This is a genomic window from Paenibacillus vandeheii, assembly GCF_030433635.1.
GTDB lineage: Bacteria > Bacillota > Bacilli > Paenibacillales > Paenibacillaceae > Paenibacillus > Paenibacillus vandeheii.
In genome coordinates this window covers 333,626-355,518 of sequence record NZ_JAROCD010000008.1, presented here as the reverse complement: position 1 = coordinate 355,518, position 21,893 = coordinate 333,626, and the positions used below count along the sequence as shown (strand labels likewise).

At 45.0% G+C, this 21,893-nt stretch carries 22 protein-coding genes and 1 riboswitch; of the genes, 19 read left to right on the top strand and 3 right to left on the bottom strand.

Features of this window, described 5'->3' with window-relative positions:
* Nucleotides 1–14 precede the first annotated feature (14 nt).
* The 10 genes from P5G61_RS18210 to P5G61_RS18165 all read left to right on the top strand — a co-directional run bounded on the left by P5G61_RS18210 (nt 15) and on the right by P5G61_RS18165 (nt 8,865).
* Nucleotides 15–413 (top strand): hypothetical protein, encoded by a 399-nt coding sequence (locus P5G61_RS18210; RefSeq protein WP_301247793.1) that lies wholly within the window; start codon nt 15–17, stop codon nt 411–413.
* Nucleotides 410–961: a hypothetical protein gene (locus tag P5G61_RS18205; protein WP_301247792.1), complete on the top strand. Its 552-nt coding sequence runs from the start codon at nt 410–412 to the stop codon at nt 959–961. Before P5G61_RS18210 ends, P5G61_RS18205 begins: the two co-directional genes overlap by 4 nt.
* Nucleotides 948–1,931 (top strand): hypothetical protein, encoded by a 984-nt coding sequence (locus P5G61_RS18200; RefSeq protein ID WP_301247791.1) that lies wholly within the window; start codon nt 948–950, stop codon nt 1,929–1,931. Before P5G61_RS18205 ends, P5G61_RS18200 begins: the two co-directional genes overlap by 14 nt.
* Before the next feature lie 132 nt (nt 1,932–2,063).
* Complete coding sequence (locus P5G61_RS18195; protein ID WP_024630371.1) at nt 2,064–3,614, top strand: ABC-F family ATP-binding cassette domain-containing protein; 1,551 nt, start codon at nt 2,064–2,066, stop codon at nt 3,612–3,614.
* Nucleotides 3,615–3,734: 120 nt separating this feature from the next.
* Nucleotides 3,735–3,844, top strand: a riboswitch (TPP riboswitch).
* 157 nt (nt 3,845–4,001) lie between these two features.
* Nucleotides 4,002–4,751, top strand: coding sequence for a thiamine phosphate synthase (locus tag P5G61_RS18190; protein ID WP_363325752.1), 750 nt, complete (start codon nt 4,002–4,004; stop codon nt 4,749–4,751).
* Nucleotides 4,752–4,755: 4 nt separating this feature from the next.
* Nucleotides 4,756–5,985 carry a glycine oxidase ThiO gene (gene thiO, locus P5G61_RS18185; RefSeq protein ID WP_301247790.1) on the top strand — a complete coding sequence of 410 codons (1,230 nt, stop codon included), beginning with the start codon at nt 4,756–4,758 and terminating at the stop codon, nt 5,983–5,985.
* Nucleotides 5,982–6,185, top strand: coding sequence for a sulfur carrier protein ThiS (gene thiS, locus P5G61_RS18180; protein ID WP_079349231.1), 204 nt, complete (start codon nt 5,982–5,984; stop codon nt 6,183–6,185). Before thiO ends, thiS begins: the two co-directional genes overlap by 4 nt.
* Before the next feature lie 3 nt (nt 6,186–6,188).
* Nucleotides 6,189–6,956: a thiazole synthase gene (locus tag P5G61_RS18175; protein WP_301247789.1), complete on the top strand. Its 768-nt coding sequence runs from the start codon at nt 6,189–6,191 to the stop codon at nt 6,954–6,956.
* Complete coding sequence (locus P5G61_RS18170) at nt 6,953–8,002, top strand: MoeB/ThiF family adenylyltransferase (protein ID WP_301247788.1); 1,050 nt, start codon at nt 6,953–6,955, stop codon at nt 8,000–8,002. Before P5G61_RS18175 ends, P5G61_RS18170 begins: the two co-directional genes overlap by 4 nt.
* Nucleotides 8,003–8,175: 173 nt before the next feature.
* Entirely contained in the window at nt 8,176–8,865 is a 690-nt protein-coding gene (locus tag P5G61_RS18165; protein WP_301247787.1) for a response regulator transcription factor, read from the top strand.
* Nucleotides 8,866–9,000: 135 nt separating this feature from the next.
* Here P5G61_RS18165 and P5G61_RS18160 read toward each other — a convergent pair whose 3' ends face one another.
* Complete coding sequence (locus P5G61_RS18160; RefSeq protein ID WP_053780904.1) at nt 9,001–9,501, bottom strand: C40 family peptidase; 501 nt, start codon at nt 9,499–9,501, stop codon at nt 9,001–9,003.
* Between the two features lie 282 nt (nt 9,502–9,783).
* On the bottom strand, nt 9,784–10,425 hold the full coding sequence (locus tag P5G61_RS18155) for a thiamine diphosphokinase (protein ID WP_301247786.1): 642 nt from the start codon (nt 10,423–10,425) through the stop codon (nt 9,784–9,786).
* A 187-nt stretch (nt 10,426–10,612) separates the two neighbouring features.
* Here P5G61_RS18155 and P5G61_RS18150 point away from each other — a divergent pair, with 187 nt between their 5' ends.
* The gene (locus tag P5G61_RS18150; RefSeq protein WP_024630362.1) at nt 10,613–11,281 is read left to right on the top strand and encodes a trimeric intracellular cation channel family protein; all 669 of its coding nucleotides are present in this window, start codon (nt 10,613–10,615) and stop codon (nt 11,279–11,281) included.
* A 1-nt stretch (nt 11,282) separates the two neighbouring features.
* Entirely contained in the window at nt 11,283–11,753 is a 471-nt protein-coding gene (locus tag P5G61_RS18145; RefSeq protein WP_024630361.1) for a low molecular weight protein-tyrosine-phosphatase, read from the top strand.
* A gap of 157 nt (nt 11,754–11,910) precedes the next feature.
* Here the strand turns inward: P5G61_RS18145 and P5G61_RS18140 are convergent, their stop codons facing one another.
* Complete coding sequence (locus tag P5G61_RS18140; RefSeq protein ID WP_301247785.1) at nt 11,911–12,645, bottom strand: alpha/beta hydrolase; 735 nt, start codon at nt 12,643–12,645, stop codon at nt 11,911–11,913.
* Nucleotides 12,646–12,900: 255 nt separating this feature from the next.
* Here P5G61_RS18140 and pdhA point away from each other — a divergent pair, with 255 nt between their 5' ends.
* The 7 genes from pdhA (at nt 12,901) to P5G61_RS18105 (ending at nt 21,785) form a co-directional block, all read left to right on the top strand.
* Nucleotides 12,901–13,968, top strand: coding sequence for a pyruvate dehydrogenase (acetyl-transferring) E1 component subunit alpha (gene pdhA / locus P5G61_RS18135; RefSeq protein ID WP_301247784.1), 1,068 nt, complete (start codon nt 12,901–12,903; stop codon nt 13,966–13,968).
* A 105-nt stretch (nt 13,969–14,073) separates the two neighbouring features.
* A complete protein-coding gene (locus P5G61_RS18130) occupies nt 14,074–15,051 on the top strand; it encodes an alpha-ketoacid dehydrogenase subunit beta (RefSeq protein ID WP_301247783.1) in 978 nt (325 codons plus the stop codon).
* A 175-nt stretch (nt 15,052–15,226) separates the two neighbouring features.
* Nucleotides 15,227–16,540 carry a dihydrolipoamide acetyltransferase family protein gene (locus P5G61_RS18125; RefSeq protein ID WP_301247782.1) on the top strand — a complete coding sequence of 438 codons (1,314 nt, stop codon included), beginning with the start codon at nt 15,227–15,229 and terminating at the stop codon, nt 16,538–16,540.
* Nucleotides 16,541–16,543: 3 nt separating this feature from the next.
* Complete coding sequence (gene lpdA, locus P5G61_RS18120; RefSeq protein WP_024630356.1) at nt 16,544–17,959, top strand: dihydrolipoyl dehydrogenase; 1,416 nt, start codon at nt 16,544–16,546, stop codon at nt 17,957–17,959.
* A 332-nt stretch (nt 17,960–18,291) separates the two neighbouring features.
* Nucleotides 18,292–19,086, top strand: a complete 795-nt coding sequence (thyA, locus tag P5G61_RS18115) for a thymidylate synthase (RefSeq protein ID WP_024630355.1) — start codon at nt 18,292–18,294, stop codon at nt 19,084–19,086.
* A gap of 96 nt (nt 19,087–19,182) precedes the next feature.
* Nucleotides 19,183–19,674, top strand: coding sequence for a dihydrofolate reductase (locus P5G61_RS18110; protein WP_301247781.1), 492 nt, complete (start codon nt 19,183–19,185; stop codon nt 19,672–19,674).
* 623 nt (nt 19,675–20,297) lie between these two features.
* Nucleotides 20,298–21,785 carry a glutamate synthase subunit beta gene (locus P5G61_RS18105; RefSeq protein WP_301247780.1) on the top strand — a complete coding sequence of 496 codons (1,488 nt, stop codon included), beginning with the start codon at nt 20,298–20,300 and terminating at the stop codon, nt 21,783–21,785.
* Nucleotides 21,786–21,893: the final 108 nt, after the last annotated feature.

Genomic DNA, 21,893 nt, shown 5'->3' with positions numbered 1-21,893 from the left:
GGAGTTGGTCTAAGATGTCCCAGAATACACAGCAGCTCATGTTGTTCTGTACGGCGGTTGTCCTTTTTGTGACAGCCTGCCTGTACGGGCAGCAAAATGTTAGGGTTCTATCAGACGCTCTGAGTCACATGGTGCAGGCGACAACAGAGATGGAAGGGCGGCTGACTACTACTTTACGCATCAGTGAACCAACCCGTTATAGTGGTGCTGAGGTCTTACACACTGTGAGGCAAATGACAGGGACAACGGTCAGCGTAGAGGTAGATGGGAATGCATACGTCATTGATCCCCTTGTAAACAGAAAAGCAACCATACCTGTCCTGATTAGTGCTTCGTATAGACCTGAGTTCATAAGAAGTGAGGCTGGTGAACTGCTGAAGATTGCATTTTGGAAGGAGGCCAGTACACCTTGATTAATGCCGCATCCAAGCTGCTAGCAGTTTTGCTGGCAGTGATTTTGCTTTATGTATACCCGGCAGCAGAGACTGCGGATCGACAGGATGACATGGCACGAATGACCGTTGTTCAGACGGTTACACGTTTTGTTGATGCGGTCAGAACAAAGGGATATATTTCGCCCGGCATGTATGCAGAGTTCGAAGAGCAGATGGCTCGAACGGGTAACGCCTATGAAATTGCCATGGAGCACTTGCATAAAAAGTATGTACCTCATTACTCAGATCCGATGGATCAGAGCACATTCTCAGGAACCTATGAAACTGTGCAGGATGGCTATTATTCAGCTCAGATTAAAGCAAAGCTGTTTCCTTCTTCTGATTTGCTGGCTTCAGACGATCCAGGGCGTAGATATACACTGGCAATGGGGGATTTCTTCACAGTAACCGTCAAAAATACCAATCGTACACCTGCCATGCTGATTCGTGAGTGGTTGAACAGGTCTGCGCAGGCTGCAGCGGTGTTTACCACATATGGAGGTATGGTGCTCAATGAAGATTACTGATCTTTCCATTGTGTTTGTGCTTATCTTTTTACCTATATTTTGGGTTATATCTCACAATACAAACAATGCCCAAGAGGCTCAATATTTAAGCAATCGATATAAGATGGCACTTCAGACTGCTGTACTGGATGCAGGGGCGGTGATGCATCAAAATGAGAAGCAAAACGATGAAGCAGGGTATGATTCAACCAAATTTGTTAAAGCGGACAAAGAGCTTGCTTTGACTACATTTACCCAAACCATGGCACTAAATATGGGGATTCAGGATGACCCTGCTGCTATACGAACCATGTTTAATTACATTCCTGCATTGGTCGTGCTGGATTATGATGGTTACTATATTTTGGCGAACGAAACAGAAATGACCGGTAACCTTGAAGATACATTCCGACAGGTTTGGAGTCCCAAAAAGCCCTATACATATTCGGATTCAGATGGTAGCAGTATTAACTTCACACTCGATGGGTATGTCTATGCCTATGATGCAGGCTTGGGCAAGTGGGTGGAGGGTTTCCAGAAAGAATTGGCCTCCAGCACGCAAATCCCTCTGCTTCAGAATTCCGAGACGTTTGAGCAGGTCAGACGAAGCCGGATCGTGACAAGTGTGCAGGAAGATTTGGCAGATGTTATTAACAGGCATAATGAGTTTGCAAGAAGGAATGGTGTTTCCTACACCTTTACCATGCCTTTGATTTCTCAGGAAGATTGGTACAACTCGATTAATGACACGGGGCTTATGGCTTTTATCCAAGGAATACCTGTAGGTAACCAAAAGATTAACAATTATGCCATTGGTGGTGGCAGACTGGTGAAGAAAACAGCGATTGTTGGCGGAGTTGATCCGTTGAGTGGAATCAAATATTATTACCCTTCCACATGTAGCAATGGTTACAGAGCCGAAGAAGTATTTATAAATGCCAAACAAGCGGCAGCGCAAGGTTATTTTGAGTATAACTGTTCCACAAATTAAAGGCAGTTTGTTTAGAATATAAAAGCGAGGTTGCATGCGATGTTTACATTACTTTCAGAAAAGGCAACACCTGTGCTAAAATAGGGTTTCGGAACGATAGTAATGTCTAATAGATAGGAGCAACCTCATCTTATGAGTTTATTGTCAGTAGAGAACGTGAGTCACAATTTTGGAGACCGCACGTTATTTAAAAATGTATCTTTTCGTTTACTTGCCGGAGAGCGTGTAGGCCTTGTTGGTGCAAATGGTGTGGGCAAGTCCACACTGATGAACATCCTTACCGGGAAATTGTTAAAGGACGAAGGGAAGGTCGAATGGACCCCCAAAGTTCGTTATGGATATCTGGATCAGCATACCAAGCTCACGCCTGGAAAAACGATTCGTGACGTGTTAAAGGATGCGTTCCTGCCCTTGCTTGAGTTAGAGAAAGAAATGATGTCCATCACGGATCAGATGGCAGACGCCGATCCGGACAAGCTCGAATTGTTGCTGGAAGAAATGGGTGACATTCAGGAGCAATTGGAGCAAGGTGATTTTTATCTGATTGATGTGAAAGTGGAAGAGATGGCGAATGGACTTGGCTTGTCCGCCATCGGTCTGGATCGTGACGTGGCTGCGCTTAGTGGTGGTCAGCGTACAAAGGTATTGCTTGCCAAGCTTTTACTCGAGAAACCCACTGCTCTTCTTCTGGATGAGCCGACGAACTATCTCGATGTGGAACACATTGAATGGCTGACGCGCTACCTGAAGGATTACCCGTACGCGTTTATTCTGATCTCTCATGATACGGAGTTTATGAATGAGGTCGTTAACGTTATTTATCATTTGGAATTTGCCAAGTTGACGCGTTATGCAGCCAACTATAACAAATTCCTTGAAATGGCTGACATGAATAAGGCCCAACATATTGATGCTTATGAGAAACAGCAGGAGTATATCAAGAAGCAGGAAGATTTCATTCAGCGGAACAAAGCCCGCGCTTCCACTTCCGGTCGTGCCAAGAGCCGTGAGAAGCAGCTCGGCAAGATTGAACGGATTGATCGTCCAGACGAAGCAGCCAAACCCACGTTTAATTTCAAGGATGCCCGAGCGAGCAGTAAAACGGTCTTTGAGGGTATTGATTTTGAGATTGGATATTCGTATGCATTATTGCCCAAAATGACGATGACGATTGAGCGTGGCGAGAAAATTGCCATTGTTGGATGTAACGGTGTAGGTAAATCAACACTGCTCAAGACTATTTTGGGGAAAATTCCACCCCTCAGTGGTAAGACTTTCTTGGGTGATTATCTGGAAACCGCTTATTTTGAACAGGAAGTACGTGCAGGTAATATTACCCCGATCGAAGATGTTTGGAATGAATTCTCTCATCTGACACAGAATGAAGTCCGGGGCCATCTTGCACGTTGTGGATTGAAAAATGAGCATATCACCCGTCCGCTTAACGCGCTTAGTGGTGGAGAGCAAGCGAAGGTTCGTTTGTGTAAGCTTCTGATGCGTGAAAGCAACTGGATTTTGTTCGATGAGCCTACGAACCATTTGGATGTGACGGCCAAAGCAGAGTTGAAACGTGCCCTGCAAGAATTCAAGGGTACCGTGCTGCTTGTATCCCATGAACCTGAATTTTATGAAGGCTGGGTAACCAAAACGTGGGATGTTGAGGCGTGGTCCGAGAAACAATAGTTTCTTCATACCAGATAAGCTATTTCGTACATTGTCTTCAGCAATGGATAAAGAACGTAATAAATGGAAAATGTACGGTGACAAAAAAAGATGTCTATGGTAACATAGGCTACAGCTTCATATGAACACTAGGGGGGCCGCACGATGCGGCTGAGATGGAAGAATGCGATTCCGGACCCTTTGCACCTGATCTGGATCATACCAGCGTAGGGAAGTGGCGCGTTTCAGCTAATGACAAAGGGCGTTATCTTTGACTTTGCGATATTGCCTGCAAGATGAATCATGCGGTTTCTAGGTATACTACGTTGCGACTATGGATGGTTTTTATAGTTGGCTATGCGTTATGTATAGAGTAATTGCATGCGACAGTCATTCAGTTGATCATGAATTCTAAATTCGTGGCCACTCCCCTACGGGAGTGGCTTTTTTGTTGTTTTATATCAGCCTAAAGCACGTAAGAGGAGGGCGAACAGGACGTCAATTTTCCATGAACATGTAGCAGCACGATCATTTGAACTGCATGTTATTTCGCCAGGTAAGGGAGACATTTACTCTTTTCTAGATACGGCTAAGAAAGTATGGCGATGGATCGATTTTATCCATATTCGGGAAAAAAAGCTGACCCTAGAGCAGCAGATGTATTGGGCGCAAAGTCTAAAAACACAAGGTGTTCCATCTAAACGAATCGTTATGAACGGCTTAGATCAGCTGGCTCAACATGCGTGGTTGGGTGGTGTGCATTGGGGTCAAGCAGCTATTCAAGGCTATGATCTGGCTGAGTTAAATCGACTGAACCGGCTTCGTGTAGGCATGTCGGTTCATTCTCTGAAAGAAGCGAAAGTTGCAGAAGAACGTGGAGCGGATTATCTCTTTTACGGGCATGTATACGAATCCAATTGTAAACCGAATTGCGAACCTAGAGGACTTATTGCGTTGGCTGAAGTATGCTCCAATGTTTCGATTCCAGTGATTGCGATTGGCGGGATTAGACCGGAGAATATCGGGGCTATTCGTACTGCAGGTGCCAAAGGCGCTGCGGTAATCTCAACCATTTGGATGAACAGTAAGCCAGAGCTGGCTGCCGCTTCATTGCGGCAGGCAATCAAGGATTCAGAGAACGCCGAACCAAGGAGATGAGAACATGAGAGAGGAAGCAAGAAGCCGGAGCAGGAATCGTTCAGGTTATCATCCAGGAACAGTATTCAGGAGTAAAGGTGGAACAGAGATTCGAGGCAAGCTTCATGCGGAAACGATTATTGTTGGTGGAGGAGTTATCGGTAGTGCCATTGCATGTGAACTCGCCACCCGCGGTCACGACGTTTTTCTGGTTGAGCGTGCAAGAATAGGCGGGGGAACTTCCTGTGCAGCTGCCGGGATGCTTGCTGCGGAGAGTGAGGAATTCACGCATGCTGTGATGGCGAAGCTTGCGCGGCAGAGCAGAGCATTACTTCACGAGCAGAAGGAGCGAATCCGTTCGCTTAGCGGAGTGGAAATGGGTTTGCAACAGCATGGATTTATTACTCCTTTTCGTTCATACAGTGAGGTCAGCAGTTACAAGTATAACCGATCGTCTTCCTTACCTACAGAACATATCTGGTGGGATCGAGTGGCTGTCCAACAAGAAGCATCATGGTTAAACAGGGATACGTATGGCGCATATTACAGACCTTCCGAGAGCGAGGTTCTTCCTGTCAATCTAACGCAGGCTTATGTCAGATCGGCTCAGGCCCTGGGTGCCAGAGTGATGGAAGGTGTACAGAATGTCTGTTTGCATACGGACATGAATGGAGTGCAAGGTATTGAGACTTCAATTGGAACAATGACATCGAGAAATGTCATTATCGCTACAGGGTTACAAGGCGAAGAATTGATGAGACAAGTGGGCCTTGGTTCACCTGTTTTGCCTGTGAAGGGTGAAATTGCAGCGGTGCAGTTCTCTCCCCACCATGTCGGTTACAGACCTGACAAAACGGTGTATGCAGAGGATATATATATTGTTCCCAAAGCAAATGGGGAAGTGTGGATTGGTGCGACAAGTCTTCCTGGAAGAACAGATATGAAGGTCTCCGTTCAAGGCATTCAGAAGCTGCTTTCAGCCGCGACAAATTGGGTGCCTGGTATGAAGGAAGCGCATTTTATCCGAGCGTGGGCGGGAGTACGTCCTTCGACTCCGGATGGGTTGCCTTATGTGGGTGCTTGTGAAAGTGTTCCGGGTTTATTCGCTGCTTTTGGACACTATCGTAATGGCATACTGCTTAGTGCGATCACGGGCAGCTTAATAGCTGACTTAATTAATGGTAAAACCTCGGAAGAGCTGGGAATTCAGGACTTAAGTCCTGAACGGTTAAACCGAAAGGAGATATTGCAGTGAATATCATTGTCAACGGACAAAGCATGCATATAGAAGATCGTTTAAATCGTGTGGACAAATTACTCCATTCGTTTAATCTGCAAGTGAAAACTGTGGTGGTTGAATTGAATCGGCAAATTTTAACACGTGAATATCATGAAACGACAACGTTAAGGGACGGAGATCGAATTGAAATTGTACATTTTGTGGGAGGCGGTTGAACCATGTTGAGGATTGGAAATTATACGTTTGAGTCCAGGTTACTTCTGGGTACAGGCAAATTTTCGGATTTGGAAGTGCAGAGCCAGGCAGTTGAAGCCTCGGGTACGGAAGTATTAACGTTTGCAGTTCGGCGTTTGAATCTGGAAGATCGCAAAAAACAGCATTTTCTGGATACACTGGATTTGATAAAGTATACCCTGCTTCCTAATACAGCGGGTGCTTCAACGGCAGAGGAGGCGGTGCGAATCGCTGAATTAGCTCGGGCTTCAGGACTTTGTGATATGATAAAAGTGGAAGTCATCGGCGATGGAATCACATTGCTTCCTGACCCGATTGAAACCTATAAAGCTTGCGAGATCTTGCTTGAAAAGGGCTTTACGGTACTGCCTTATATCTCGGATGATGTTATTCTGGCCAAACGATTGCAACTACTCGGCGTACATGCCGTTATGCCTGGGGCTTCGCCCATAGGGGCGGGGAGAGGAATTATTAATCCCTATAATCTGGAGATTATTATTGAACAAGCCGTCGTTCCTGTCATTGTGGATGCAGGACTTCGTGCACCAAAAGACGCTGCTCATGCGATGGAGCTGGGAGCTGACGGTGTATTGTTGAATACGGCAGTCTCCGGATCTGGGGACCCGGTAAAGATGGCAAAAGCAATGCGAATGGGGGTTGAAGCAGGCAGACTGGCTTATGAGGCAGGCATGATTCCCGTCAAGCGCTATGCAGCGGCGAGTAGTCCGGCGGAAGGAATGGTTCATACATGACTAATCAGACACAATCCTCTGAGCAGGGTGACCGCTATTCCAGACAGGAACGGTACACACCTATCGGTAAGGAAGGTCAGCATCGATTGAGTAACAGCAGAGTATTGATTGTTGGAGCTGGTGCGCTTGGCACGGGGATTGCAGAAACACTGGTGCGTTCGGGAATTGGCCATATTACCATCGCAGATCGTGATTATGTGGAGTGGAGCAACCTGCAGCGACAACAGTTATATACAGAGCAAGACGCCACTGAGCGAATGCCTAAAGCGATGGCAGCGAAGAAGCGCCTATCGGAGATTAACTCTACTGTTGATGTTGTAGGTAGAGTGATGGACGTTAGAGTGGATGAACTGGAAGAATTGGTTCAGAATGCAGACTTAATCATGGATGCAACAGATAATTTTGATACCAGGCTTTTAATAAATGACATGTCTCAGAAGTATCGCATTCCCTGGATTTATGGCGGATGTGTGGGCAGTTATGGAATCACTTACACATTTCTTCCTGGAGAAACCCCTTGTCTAAACTGTTTGTTGGGTGAGGTTCCGTTAGGTGGGGACACCTGTGATACGTCAGGCATTATCCCTCAGGCGGTGCAGATGGTTACGGCGAACCAGACTGCTGAAGCGATGAAGTTTCTTAGTGGGAATTCAGATGCGCTTAGACGAAAATTGCTATCTTTCGATGTGTGGAGAAATGAATATATATCCATTAACGTTGACGGTGCCAGAAAAGAAGATTGTCCTTCCTGCGGAGTAAAGGCAAATTATCCGTACCTCTCAGCCTCAAACCTGGAGAAAACAGATGTATTATGTGGCAGGGATACAGTACAGATTCGTCCTTCCCGGCGAATGAAACTGGATTTGAAGCATACGGCTGATCGCCTCGGCAAGCTGGATGAGGGCAAAGTGGAGGCCAATCCATTTTTGGTTTCTTTCACAACTGGAGCGTACAGGATGGTCATTTTTCAGGATGGGCGCGTCCTTGTTCATGGAACAAAAGACACGGCAGAGGCGCGTACGCTGGTTCACCGGTACTTTGGTTAAAGATAAAAACAAATGAATTCTTCGAGTCCGTTCCTTCTGGGAATGGACTTTTTCATTTTACGGCATGATAAACATACAAGAATGCTGCGATGCACAGTGGTCACAAGTATGTGGAGACCAGGTTAGTTGAAACTAACCAAGGTAGCAGCGTATAAGACAGGCCGGGTGAAAACATGAAAACATCCATATTACTGGTTGGCAGGGGCGATCTGGTTTCTTTTATTCAAGGCATATTGGGTGCTGAAGGATACCAAGTCGAGCAAATGGAATGGACAGAACTGCACGATCTATCTGAACTGACACTAACGAATCTCAATATGATCATATTAATAAATGAAGGCTGTCATGAAGATAACCTGAAGAGTGGACTGGAATCTTTGGTACACATGGGTGTCACCTCTCCATTACTTGTGATTACTCCCAAGATATCGCCTGAATTAATTGTGGAATTACTCGATTACGGCGCTAATGATGTGATCGAAGCACCTATTCATGGTAATGTGATGATGGCCAGAATACGAAATCTTTTACGTGTGTTCTCACATGCTGCACAGGAAGATGAAGAAGTCATCGTTGTCCATGATCTCAAGATCAATCTGCGTTCACGTCGTGTAAGTCGTGCAGGTGAATATCTGGTATTGACTCCGAAAGAATACGAATTGCTGGAGTTTCTGGCCCGTCATGTGAACGAGGCATGTGCCCGGAGCGTTATTTTAAGGGAAGTGTGGGGGTATGATTTTGCAATGGATACCAATGTGGTGGATGTGTATATCAAACATTTGCGGGTGAAAGTCGATAAGGGGAGGAGCGTCAAATTAATTCATACCGTTCGAGGGATCGGCTATATGCTTCATTCTCATTAAAAAAGGGTCGTAGCGGCGAACTCAATTTCTGTTTTCCACATTACTCCTGTTTGAACAGAGAACTTTATCGGGTAAATATAAAAGGACCGGATCATCAGATCCGGCTCCAATCGCTCGTTTTTTCTGAAATGTGAACTACAGTACGCGGCGAGCTTTAATATATGTTTTTTTCCAGTTTCCCGAGTTTAAGTCGGAAAGAGTAACACCTGGCGATCCGTACGTGTGCAGAACTTTTCCGTCTCCTGCATATACACCTACGTGAGTAATATTGGACCCTGTGGAACGACTGCCGCTGGAGAAGAAGACCAGATCTCCCACTTGCAGATTAGCTTTGGATACAGCTACGCCTTCTTGGGATTGCTTAACGGATGTACGCGGCAAATCAACACCATACTTTTTAAAGATGTATTTCATAAAAGAAGAGCAGTCAAAATTTTTGGTTGTAGAAGTTGACGCCCCAAATTTATATGGAGTTCCTGTAAAGGTTTTACCATAGTTCACGATTTGTTGTCCTGTAGATACAGAAGCGCTTGCTGCTTGTGCAACAGGTGCATTAGTCATTAATACAGCTCCAAAACCTAGTGTAGCGCACAACCCGACGGTTACGGCCTTTTGGACAAAGATGTTTGTTTTCATGTGAGTACCTCCAAAATTCGTTTTCGTTTAGTTGCTAGAGCGAGTATAACAGCTTTGTAACAGCCTAGAAATTGGATGGAACCTGTTCGTCCTTAGAGCCGCAACGGTTTGGGTTTGTTTATTAAAATACCATTAAAAATGTCAAAAAATTAATCATTGACGAATCTTGAACGTTATAAACATAGAAAATACCCTTGATATATCAAGGGTATTTGTTGTTTTATGCGATTATTTTTGATCTAAATCACAGGTTACAAAAACGTAATAAGTCTGCGCTAAAGCTTAATCTTTGCTCTGAATAATGAGTAACAACCCACTATCGATCGAGACGGTGCCAGATTTTCCGAGCAGTTTGTTGCTAATCCCCAAAGATTGCCCCATACGTATGGTGGCTTGCTCCAGCGGGTACATGAAACCTTCCAGCGTAATACCTGTAACTTCATTGGTGAGAGGGAGCAGGGAGACGTACTCATATCCACGGTCCTCCACGAAAGCTTCGGAGGTCGTTAGCATCATATAATTGTGTTCATCCTGCAGAGTACAGGAAATATGATGCTGCATAGCGCGGACCATAATATGTACGTTAGCCAGTGTATGATCCATGCGTGTACCCGTTGCGCCCAACAAGAGAATGTCAGTAGGCTCAAAATCCAGTGCTGTTTCGAATGCCATCTCGGTATCCGTCAAATCCTTATGCACAGGATCACAGGTGATTATCCGTTCGCTGTTATCTCGTACACTCTCCCGTTCCTGTTCGGTAATGGAATCAAAATCTCCTACAGAAATATGCGGCTGAATCCCATGTTCTATTAAAAATAAAGCTCCACGGTCGGCCGCAATAATGATGTCATCCTTACCGATTTCTTTCAGAAATTGAGGAGATAGGGTTCCACCCGTAAAAATAACAACTCGTTTCTTAGTCATTCTATTTCATCCTTCCTGATCAATGAAGAAACTAAATCACTTCTAATAATGTGATGAATTGATGTAAATATGATTCACAAAACCAGTATAATCCACAAAATGTGGTTGCACAATTTCAGCCTGCGCGGATACAATGGGTAGAGCAACATGGAGATGACTTGAAAAGTGAGGTTTGGACGGGTTGGACTTGCATATTTTTGAAGTATTCAGCATTATAGGTACCATTGCATTTGCAATGTCTGGTGCTTTCGTGGCAATGGAAGAGGAATATGATATTTTGGGCGTTCTGGTGTTGGGACTCGTGACTGCATTTGGAGGCGGAGTTATTCGTAATGTTCTCATTGGCGTACCTGTAACCATGCTGTGGAGCCAGGGAGCGCTGATTATGCTTGCCTTAGTATCTGTAGCGATCGCGTTTGTATTACCTCTTAAGTGGATTGGTCACTGGAAGCGAACAGAAGCGCTGTTCGATGCGATCGGACTTGCAGCATTTGCGATTCAAGGGGCGTTATATGCGGCAAATATGGGACATCCCATTAGTGCGGTGATTGTTGCCGCAATGATGACTGGTATAGGCGGAGGGATCATTCGTGATTTGTTGGCAGGCAGGAAGCCACTGGTACTGCGGGATGAAATCTATGCCGTTTGGGCAATAATCGCTGGTTTTGCCGTAGGCATGGGCTGGTTCACAACGAACGTTGGACTGTTAATATGTTTCGCTGCAGTTGTGTTTTTCCGGATGTGCTCTGTTCATTATAAATGGAAGCTGCCCCGTCGTTCTCTGGTACAAACGGAGAGTGTGAAACCTAAGACAGCAACAGCGCCACTTAACCGCACCTTGAGTAAGGGGGAATAACATGATTAACGTTTTGTTTGTATGTTTGGGCAATATTTGCCGATCTCCGATGGCTGAGGCTGTCCTCCGCCACAAAGTGAATGAAAGAGGACTGGCTCAGCAGATTCGAGTGGACTCGGCAGGTACAGGCGACTGGCATGTCGGTAAACCTCCGCATGAAGGGACTCGGAAATTGCTTGATTCACGTCAAATTTCTTATGCTGATATGGCTGCAAGACAATTTGAGAGTGAAGATTTCGTACAGTTTAATTACATTATATGCATGGACGATTCCAACGCTGCTAACGTAAGAAGTGTTACCGGTGGTGAAGAAGCAGAAATTATCAAGATGATGGATATGCTGCCGGACGAGACACTTCGTGAAGTTCCAGACCCGTATTATACGGGGAATTTTGAAGAAGTGTACAGGCTGCTTGATGCGGGCTGCGACGTGTTGCTGGATCGGATTGCGAAAGAGCATTCACTGGTATAACCAATGTGATATTTGCTGAACATTGACACATGTAATACAGAAGAAGAGGCTGGACGAACAAGCAGGAGAGCCTGCTTCTTTTTTGAATATTTATGTAAGCGATATCATTTGGTTGCAAAACAAAAGCGGCATTTCAGCCGCCTGTTAAGTGATCGAGTTAGTTTTCCTGAAGAAAGTAAAGCAAAGCTTCCGGCAGTTCATTTTGCCAGAATCCCCATTGGTGATGCCCGTCTTTCTCCTGATAGGAGACGAGTGCACCTCGTTTTTCCAGCAAATCCCGGGTATCCCGGTTTAATTGAACAAAGTTATACGTGCCGGTGTCGGCTTCAAAGGCCGTCTCCTGCAAACCAACAATCATCCAGATTGATAACCAGGACAAGTCTTCAGCTGCAGCATAAATTTCCTGAGAAGCAGAGTAGTAGGCTCCAGACATGCTGATGACACGTGTGAACAGGTCTGGATAGAGTAGAGCAAGATGAAGTGAAACGCTGCCACCTAATGAATCACCGGCAAGAACGCGTTCCTGCGGAGAGCGGCGCACAGGATATTTCTCTTCTACATAGGGAATAATCTCTTCAGCGAAGCATGAGGTATATGCCTTGAACCGATCGCCAAAAGGGGCATATTCCTGAGTTCTTACAGACACGTCGACCTGAACACCTACTATAATGAAAGGTTCGGCCCCCTCGTCGAGAATAATCCGGTTGGCAGTGGTGGCGATACGTCCAAAGTTGAAAAATTCTTCACCGTCCTGACAATATACGACAGGGTAGCTTAGCAGCTCGTTATAGCCAGGGGGAAGATAAATTCGAAGTGTGCGCTTCTCTCCGAGATAGCGGCTCTCGATCTCTTCCTTTACAATCGTGCGTTTCAAATAGCGGGAATCCGTCATAAAACGTCACCTTTCTCGGTTTATTTTTGCATTCGACCGCGCAATACGGTAAGATTAACCTTGTGCGGGGATGGGTCAAACACGCAAACATGTATTATGCTGTTATACCAATATTAAGCCCCTGTTATACATACAATCCGGAAGGAAACATAAAAAAATTACGGATATCTTTGACGTATGCAGTGAAACAGGTGTATAATAATATTATAACAGCGGAACTTGATATTCAAATTTTTTGTTGAGGTGAAGAAAAAAATGAGCAAGGTTCCTTATGAAGTATATACAGAGGATGTAGAAGCTCTGTCCGTGCTGTCTCCTGACGGTGAAATCGTTAACAAAGACATGATGCCTACACTTTCCGATGATCAATTAAAAGAAATTATGTACCGTATGGTCTTTACCCGTACTTGGGATGACCGTGCAGTAAACCTGGGCCGTCAAGGTCGTCTTGGTTTCTATGCTCCAGTATCTGGTCAAGAAGCTACAATGGTTGGTAGTGAATTTGCAATTGAAAAAGAAGACTTTGTATGTCCTGGCTATCGTGACATTCCGCAACTCGTATGGCATGGACTTCCTCTTTATCAAGCATTCCTGTACTCCCGTGGACACCAACATGGTGGACAAATTCCGGATGGCGTTAATGTATTGATGCCGCAAATCATCATTGGTGCACAAATTCTGCACGCAATGGGTATTGCTATGGGTTACAAATTGAAGAAACAAAAACAAGTAGTTATTACGTACACAGGTGATGGCGGTTCTTCTGAAGGTGACTTCTATGAAGGTCTGAACTATGCTGGTGTTTACAAACTGCCTGTTATTTTCTTCGTACAAAACAATGGTTATGCCATCACAACTCCTTTTGCCAAACAAACGGCAGCTCTGTCCATCGCTCACAAAGCGGTAGCAGCAGGTATCAAAGGTGTTAAAGTTGACGGTATGGACATCTTCGCAGTTATCAAAGCGGTTCAGGAAGCTGCTGAACGCGGTCGCAACGGCGAAGGCGCAACATTGATCGAGGCTGTAACTTACCGTTTCCGTCCTCACTCCCTTTCTGATGATGCTTCCAAGTATCGTACAAAAGAAGAAGAGGCAGAATGGAACACTAAAGATCCAATCGCACGTTTCGCTAAATATCTGGAGAAAAAAGGTCTTTGGACTGAAGAAGATACAGCACGTGTGAAAGAAGAAGCAAAAGCTAAAGTAAACGAAGAGATCAAAAAAGCGGAAAAAACCGAGAAAATGACGATTTCAGGCTTGATCGACAGCATGTTCGAACAAACGCCTAAGCACTTGGAAGAGCAAAAAGCTGATTTCCAATAAGTTTTTTCCGATAAAGCATAAACATCCGGGACGGGTTCCGGTGTCCCGGTATACATGTATGAATTCAAATGTGAACTGTCAATGTTTAAGGAGGAAATGAAGCAAATGGCACAAATGAACATGAAAGAAGCAATCCGTGATGCGCTTCGCGTGGAGTTGAAACGTGATCCTAACGTTCTGCTTTTCGGTGAAGACGTTGGTAATGTAGGCGGCGTTTTCCGTGTAACGGAAGGTCTGCAAAAAGAGTTTGGCGAAGAGCGTGTATTTGATACTCCACTAGCTGAGTCCGCTATTGGCGGTCTGGCTGTAGGTTTGGGTGTTCAAGGTTTCCGTCCGGTTGCCGAGATCCAGTTCGTTGGTTTTATCTTCGAAGCACTTGACCAAATGGTAGTTCAAGCAGCGCGTATGCGTTTCCGCTCTGGCGGTAAATACAATTCTCCAATCGTATTCCGTACACCATTCGGTGGCGGTGTAAAAGCGGCAGAATTGCACACAGATTCCCTGGAAGGTCTGCTTACGCAAACTCCGGGTATCAAAGTGGTTGTTCCTTCTAACCCTTACGATGCAAAAGGTCTAATGATCGCTTCCATTCGCGATAACGACCCTGTATTCTTCATGGAGCACTTGAACTTGTACCATGCATTCCGTGCAGAAGTACCTGAAGAAGATTACATTGTTGAGTTGGGCAAAGCGAACGTTGTTCGTGAAGGTTCTGATGTAACTATCATTACTTACGGTATGATGGTTCACACTTCTGTGAAAGCAGCAGATGAGCTCGAAAAACAAGGGATCAAAGTTGAAGTTATCGACCTTCGTACGGTTAGCCCGATTGATATCGATACGATCGTTGCTTCCATTAAGAAAACAAACCGTGCAATTGTTGTACAGGAAGCTCAAAAGAGCGCAGGTGTTGCAGCTGAAGTCATTGCCCAAATCAATGAAAAAGCAATCCTGCACCTGGAAGCACCGGTTCTGCGTGTAGCTGGTCCGGATACTGTATATCCATTTGCGCAAATCGAAGATACATGGCTTCCTAACCCAGCACGTATCGTTGCTGCGGTTAATAAAGTCGTAAATTTCTAATTTAATCATCTGACATGCCGCAAGGCGCAGTATGGTGATCCACACCGCAGCGCAAGCTGCACTGTAAACAGCCATTAGCCCCTTGAGTAACAGTTTATTGCATTAGCAGTAACGGTTGTTTCTTGGAGTTAAGGGTTGTTTTCAGGATTGAGACATAATCAAGGAGGTTTTTCAGTTGGCTAAATTTGAATATAAATTCCCTGAACTGGGCGAAGGCCTTCACGAAGGCGAAATCATCAAGATGCACATCAAAGTCGGTGACAAAGTAACTGACGACGACATCATCATGGAAGTACAGAATGACAAAGCGGTTGTTGAAGTACCTTGTCCGGTTAACGGCACAGTAACAGAAGTGTTCGCTAAAGATGGTCAAGTTTGCCACGTAGGCGAAGTTGTTGCTATTATCGATGCTGAAGGCGAGATTCCTGAGCAAGACGATGCTCCTGCAGGCGAGCAAGAAAAAGATGCAGCTCAAGGCGGAGCTGACACAAGCGGTTCTTCCGCAGCAGCATCCAGTTCTGATGCAGCTAAAGAAGGCGGCAACAACAGCGTTCCGGCAGTACCTGCCAAAGACGTTCTGGCAACACCAAGCGTGCGTAAATTTGCTCGCGAACAAGGCGTAGACATCGCTCAGGTTAACGGTACTGGCAACAACGGTAAAGTTACCAAAGAAGATGTTGAATCCTTCAAAAATGGTGGCGGTTCTTCCGCAGCGGCATCTTCCGAAGCTCCGGCTCAAGAAGAGAAAAAATCCGCAGCACCAGCAGCTGCAGCAGCTGATCAACGCCTTGAAGAAGAGCGCGTACCATTCAAAGGTATCCGTAAAGCGATCTCTAACGCAATGGTTAAATCGGCTTACACAGCACCTCACGTTACCATCATGGACGAAGTGGACGTAACTGAACTGGTTGCTTTCCGTACTCGCATGAAACCTATCGCTGAGAAAAAAGGTACAAAAGTTACTTATCTGCCATTCATCGTTAAAGCATTGGTTGCGGCTTCCCGCCAATTCCCGGCTCTGAACGCGATGATTGATGAAGAAGCTAACGAAATTGTTTACAAAAAATACTACAACATCGGTATCGCTACAGATACAGACAACGGTCTGATCGTTCCTGTTATCAAAGATGCTGATCGTAAATCCATCTGGATGATTGCTGATTCTATCCGTGATCTGGCAGCTCGTGGCCGCGACGGCAAATTGAGCGCGAATGAAATGAGAGGAAGCACAATCTCCATCAGTAACATTGGTTCTGCTGGCGGTATGTTCTTCACACCAATCATCAACTTCCCTGAAGTTGCTATTCTGGGAACAGGACGCATCAGCGAAAAAGCAGTTATCAAAAACGGCGAAGTAGTTGCTGCACCTGTAATGGCTCTTTCCCTGAGCTTCGACCACCGTATCATCGATGGCGCAACAGCACAAAACTTTATGAATTACATTAAACAGCTGCTCGCTAACCCTGAGCTGCTTGTTATGGAGGTGTAAGATATGGTAGTAGGCGACGCTTCTCTCAATATCGACACATTAGTAATTGGTGCAGGACCTGGCGGCTATGTAGCTGCCATCCGTGCTGCTCAATTGGGCCAAAGCGTATTGATCGTAGACAAATCGGAACTGGGCGGCGTTTGTTTGAACCGCGGATGTATTCCATCCAAAGCTTTGATCTCTGCTGCACACCAATACGAGTCTGCACTTCACGGTGAAGCATTTGGTATCTCTGCTGAGAACGTAAAAGTGGACTTCAGCAAAACTCAAGAATTCAAAAACGGCGTTGTTAAGAAAATGACTGGCGGCGTAGCTGGTTTGCTCAAAGGCAACAAAGTTGAAGTTTTCAACGGTGAATGCATGTTCATCAACGAAAACGAAGCTCGTGTATTTAACGATCACGAGTCACCGCGTTACAAATTCAAAAATGCAATCATTGCAACAGGTTCCCGTCCAATCGAACTGAAACCTTTCCCGTTTGGCGGACGCATTCTGTCTTCGACAGAAGCTCTGAACTTGCCTGAAGTACCAAAAAGCATGATCGTTATCGGTGGCGGTTATATCGGTGCTGAGCTTGGTCAAATGTACTCCAAATTCGGTGCAAAAGTAACAATCATCGAAGGTTTGGATACAGTACTGCCAGGTTTCGATAAAGACATGACTAGCCTCGTAGCTAAAAACATGAAGAAAACAGGCATCGAAATCGTAACGGGTGCAAAAGCTGAAAGTGCTGAGCAAACGGATAAAGATGTAACTGTTAAATATTCCGTAAATGGTGAGTCCAAAGAAGTAACTGCAGATTACCTGCTCGTTACGGTCGGACGTCGTCCAAATACAGACGGAGAGCTTGGTCTTGACCTGATTGGCGTAGACGTTGACGAGCGTGGATTCGTTAAAGTTGATCACCAAGGCCGTACCAGCATTCCTCACATCTTTGCAATCGGTGATATCGTATCTGGTCTGGCACTTGCCCACAAAGCTTCTTATGAAGGTAAAGTGGCAGCTGAAGCAATCGCAGGACAACCATCTGTAGTTGACTACAAATGTATGCCAGCAGTTGTGTTCACAGATCCTGAGTGCTCCAGCGTAGGTTACACGGAGAAAGAAGCTAAAGAAAAAGGCTACAAAGTAAAAGCTGGCAAATTCCCTTATGCGGGTAATGGCCGTGCAGTATCTTTGAACCATGCTGAAGGTTTCGTGAAAATCGTAGCTGACGAAGAAAGCGGCCTCGTATTGGGTTGCCAAATCGTTGGTCTGGAAGCTTCCAACCTGATTGCAGAGCTTGGCCTTGCAATCGAAATGGGCGCTACTCTGGAAGATTTGGCGCTGACTATTCATGCTCACCCTACTTTGGGCGAAATCGTGATGGAAGCTGCGGAATTGGTTATGGGTCACCCGATCCACATCATTTCCCGCTAATATCGTCTAAGCTTCGGATTCGTCCGGCATTATACGTAAATCAAGAAGGGATGGATAACGTGTTACAGCGTTGTCTGTCCCTTTTTTTATATAAATACCTAAAGTGAATGAGTCTGTTAAGACTCAAAATTACCGGTTTTACGTATAGCTTGTTATCGATGAAGCATCATGCAATCTGATTCTTAATGTGGTACACTGAAACAACGAATATGACGGCATCGACCTTAGCTCTGTGCTGTTTTCAATAAGGCAAATTGGGGCAAACACAACCTCTGTGAATGTTCTCGTTTGTTTTTATTGCTGTGAAATAAGAAGTGCGAGGGGATTATAATTTGAAGAACTATCTTGATTTATTACAGGATATCCTGGATAACGGCGTGCACAAGGGTGACCGCACCGGAACTGGAACCCAATCCGTTTTTGGCAGACAGCTCCGATATGATCTATCCGAAGGGTTCCCGCTTGTAACAACCAAGCGAATCCATCTGAAGTCAGTCATTCATGAGTTGTTATGGTTTTTGAGCGGGGATACGAATATATCCTATCTGAAGGAAAACGGTGTGAAGATCTGGGATGACTGGGCTGACGAAAATGGTGATTTGGGTCCGGTATACGGATCACAATGGCGCACTTGGGAAGCACCCAATGGAGAGAAGATTGATCAGATTGCAGCTGTTATTGATTCAATTAAAAACAATCCGGATTCACGACGTCACCTCGTTAGTGCCTGGAATGTGGCGGAGATTAACAACATGAAATTGCCGCCTTGCCACTTCGCGTTTCAGTTTTACGTGGCGGAGGGTAAACTATCGTGTATGCTCACAATGCGTTCCGTGGATACGTTCCTCGGGTTGCCATTTAACATTGCCAGCTATGCATTGCTGACACATATGATTGCCCAGCAGTGTGATCTTGAAGTGGGAGAGTTCATCTGGTCTGGTGGCGATGTACACATCTACTCGAACCATGTGGAACAAGTGAAAACCCAGTTGGAGCGTGAGCCTTACGCGTTGCCTAAACTGGTCATCAAGCGTAAACCGGATTCCATTTTTGATTATACGTTTGAAGATTTTGAGTTTGAGAACTATCAGCACCATCCGGGTATTAAAGCCCCGATTGCAGTATAAGTACATGTTTAAATAGTCTGGTTTTCAGTGCATCATTCGTAATCAAAAGTGGAGTTTTTGAACAACCTCTAAATAGACGGAAGGAGTGGGTAGTCTTTGAGCATTGAACTGGTATGGGCGATGGGCGAGAACGGCGTCATTGGATTGAATAATTCCATTCCGTGGCGTTTGCCTAAAGATATGGCTTTTTTCAAGCAGCGTACGTTGAACAAAACGATTATTATGGGACGCAATACATGGGAATCCTTTGGGGCCAAGCCACTTCCACAACGTCGGAATATTGTAATAACAAGAGATTTGAACTACAAAGCGGATCAGGCTGAAGTGGTGCATACGATTGAAGAAGGTCTGGAAGTGACAAAAGGCGAAGAGGAGCTTTGCGTCATTGGTGGTTCCCAGGTTTATCGTGAGTTTTTGCCGCTTGCAGATCGTCTGGTAGTGACCAAAATCCATGAGGATTTTGAGGGGGATACCTTTTTCCCGGAAGTGAATTGGTCGGAATGGGAGCTAAAGGAACAGATTGAAGGCGAGCAAGACGAAAAAAATGTTTATGCGTATACGTTTGAGTTCTATGAACGAAAACGGTAACAGGGGCATAAGATGAAGTAGAAGAGCCCAAACATATGCTGTAAACGAAATATAAGGGCGCTGATTTACGAAATATTCGTGAACAGCGTCTTTTTTTGAAAATAAAATAAAATATATGTAGAATAACATATAAATAACACAAATATGACGTTGAAATAACGAACAATATAAATTTAATACATAACAATAATCACGAAGTGGTAAAAAAGTATAAAAGTTATAGGGTTTCACCGTTGTAAAGCCCTAAAATGGAATGATATTCGGAATTGATAACGCAAATCAACAAAATTTGTGTATTATATGACAAATTACCTCACATTTAAATGACATTTTGTCGGTTTCTCCATTAATTAAAGACTTAATTTTGTGTATCCATACCTGATAAATAACCAATTTAAGGGTATTGACCATGGGTAGACTTGGACGATATGATGTATAAAATACAAATAATTATGCGGATAATCCATTTAATATTCAGCAAGCAAAGTGCTACTATAATTGAAATATCTTCGAGAAGCTTTTGTGATACAATATACAAAAAAACTCAAACATGAGTAATCCATTTCATATAGAACCATGCAGATGAAGGGATTAAGACAAGAACGGATGGGGGAAAACGTAAGATGTCTACACCTACTGGATTTATGGAATACAAACGGCAGCTGCCTGCGGACCGTGAGCCGGCGGAGCGGGTCAAGGATTGGGAAGAGTTTCATAAACATATGGCTGAAGAAGAGCTCAGAACACAAGGTGCACGATGCATGGATTGTGGTACCCCGTATTGCCATACTGGTATAGATATGACTGGCGGAACGTCGGGCTGTCCTGTGCACAACCTGATTCCAGAATGGAATAATCTGGTGTATCGGGGTTTGTGGAGAGAAGCGCTTGATCGTCTGCATAAAACGAATAATTTCCCTGAGTTTACAGGTCGTGTCTGTCCTGCTCCTTGTGAAGGATCATGTACAGTGGGTCTTATCGGTGAACCTGTAACCATCAAAACGATTGAAGAAGCGATTATTGAGAAGGGTTTTGAAGAAGGCTGGGTTGTTCCCCAACCTCCGGAGAAACGTACGGGTAAACGTGTAGCAGTTGTAGGTTCAGGTCCTGCGGGACTGGCTACGGCAGCTCAATTGAATAAAGCAGGTCATTCAGTAACGGTATACGAGCGCTCCGATCGTGTAGGCGGTTTGCTGATGTACGGTATTCCTACGATGAAATTGGATAAAAACGTCGTTCAGCGTCGTGTTGATTTGCTTGAAGCAGAAGGCATTCAATTTGTAACCAACACGGAGATCGGTAAAGATATTGCTGCGCAGCAGCTGGTAGATGATTATGATGCGGTTGTCCTGTGCGGCGGTGCAACCAAACCACGTGAGTTCAATATTGAAGGCAGTGATCTGAAAGGCGTACACTACGCCATGGATTTCCTGAATGGCAGCATCAAAAGTTACCTGGACTCCAACCTGGAGGATGGTAACTACCTGTCAGCACAGGACAAGGATGTTATCGTAATTGGTGGCGGGGATACAGGTTCCGACTGTGTAGCTACATCGCTTCGTCACGGTTGTCGGAGCATTACACAATTTGGCACACATACTCAAGCTCCTATGGAACGTGATCGCATTAACAACCCTTGGCCGCAATTCCCGAACGTATATACTCTTGATTATGCACAAGAAGAGGCAAAAGCGCTGTTCGGTGATGATCCACGTGAGTTCTCCATCATGACGACCAAATTCGTGGGTGACGATGAGGGTAATCTCAAAGAACTTCACACCGTTCAAATCGAGCGTATTGTAGATGAGACAGGTCGTAAAATCTATCAGCCGATTCCGGGTACAGAGCGTGTGTTCCCAGCCCAAATGGCAATGATTGCAATTGGCTTCGACGGACCGGAACAGACTCTGGTGGAGCAACTTGGACTTGCAACAGACCGTCGTACCAACGTTAAGGCACGTTATGGCAAATACAATACCAATGTGGATAAAGTATTTGCAGCAGGTGACATGCGCCGTGGTCAAAGTTTGGTGGTATGGGCCATTAATGAAGGCCGTGAAGCTGCCCGCGAAGTGGACAAATACTTGATGGGTGCTACAGTTCTCGTATAACGAGTTGATAAGCCGCAAATGAAAATGAATTTGCAATATTTTATCTAAAATATATAATCCATAAAGTGAAAGTCCTCGCAGTTTGCGGGGGCTTTTTTGTTATTGGTA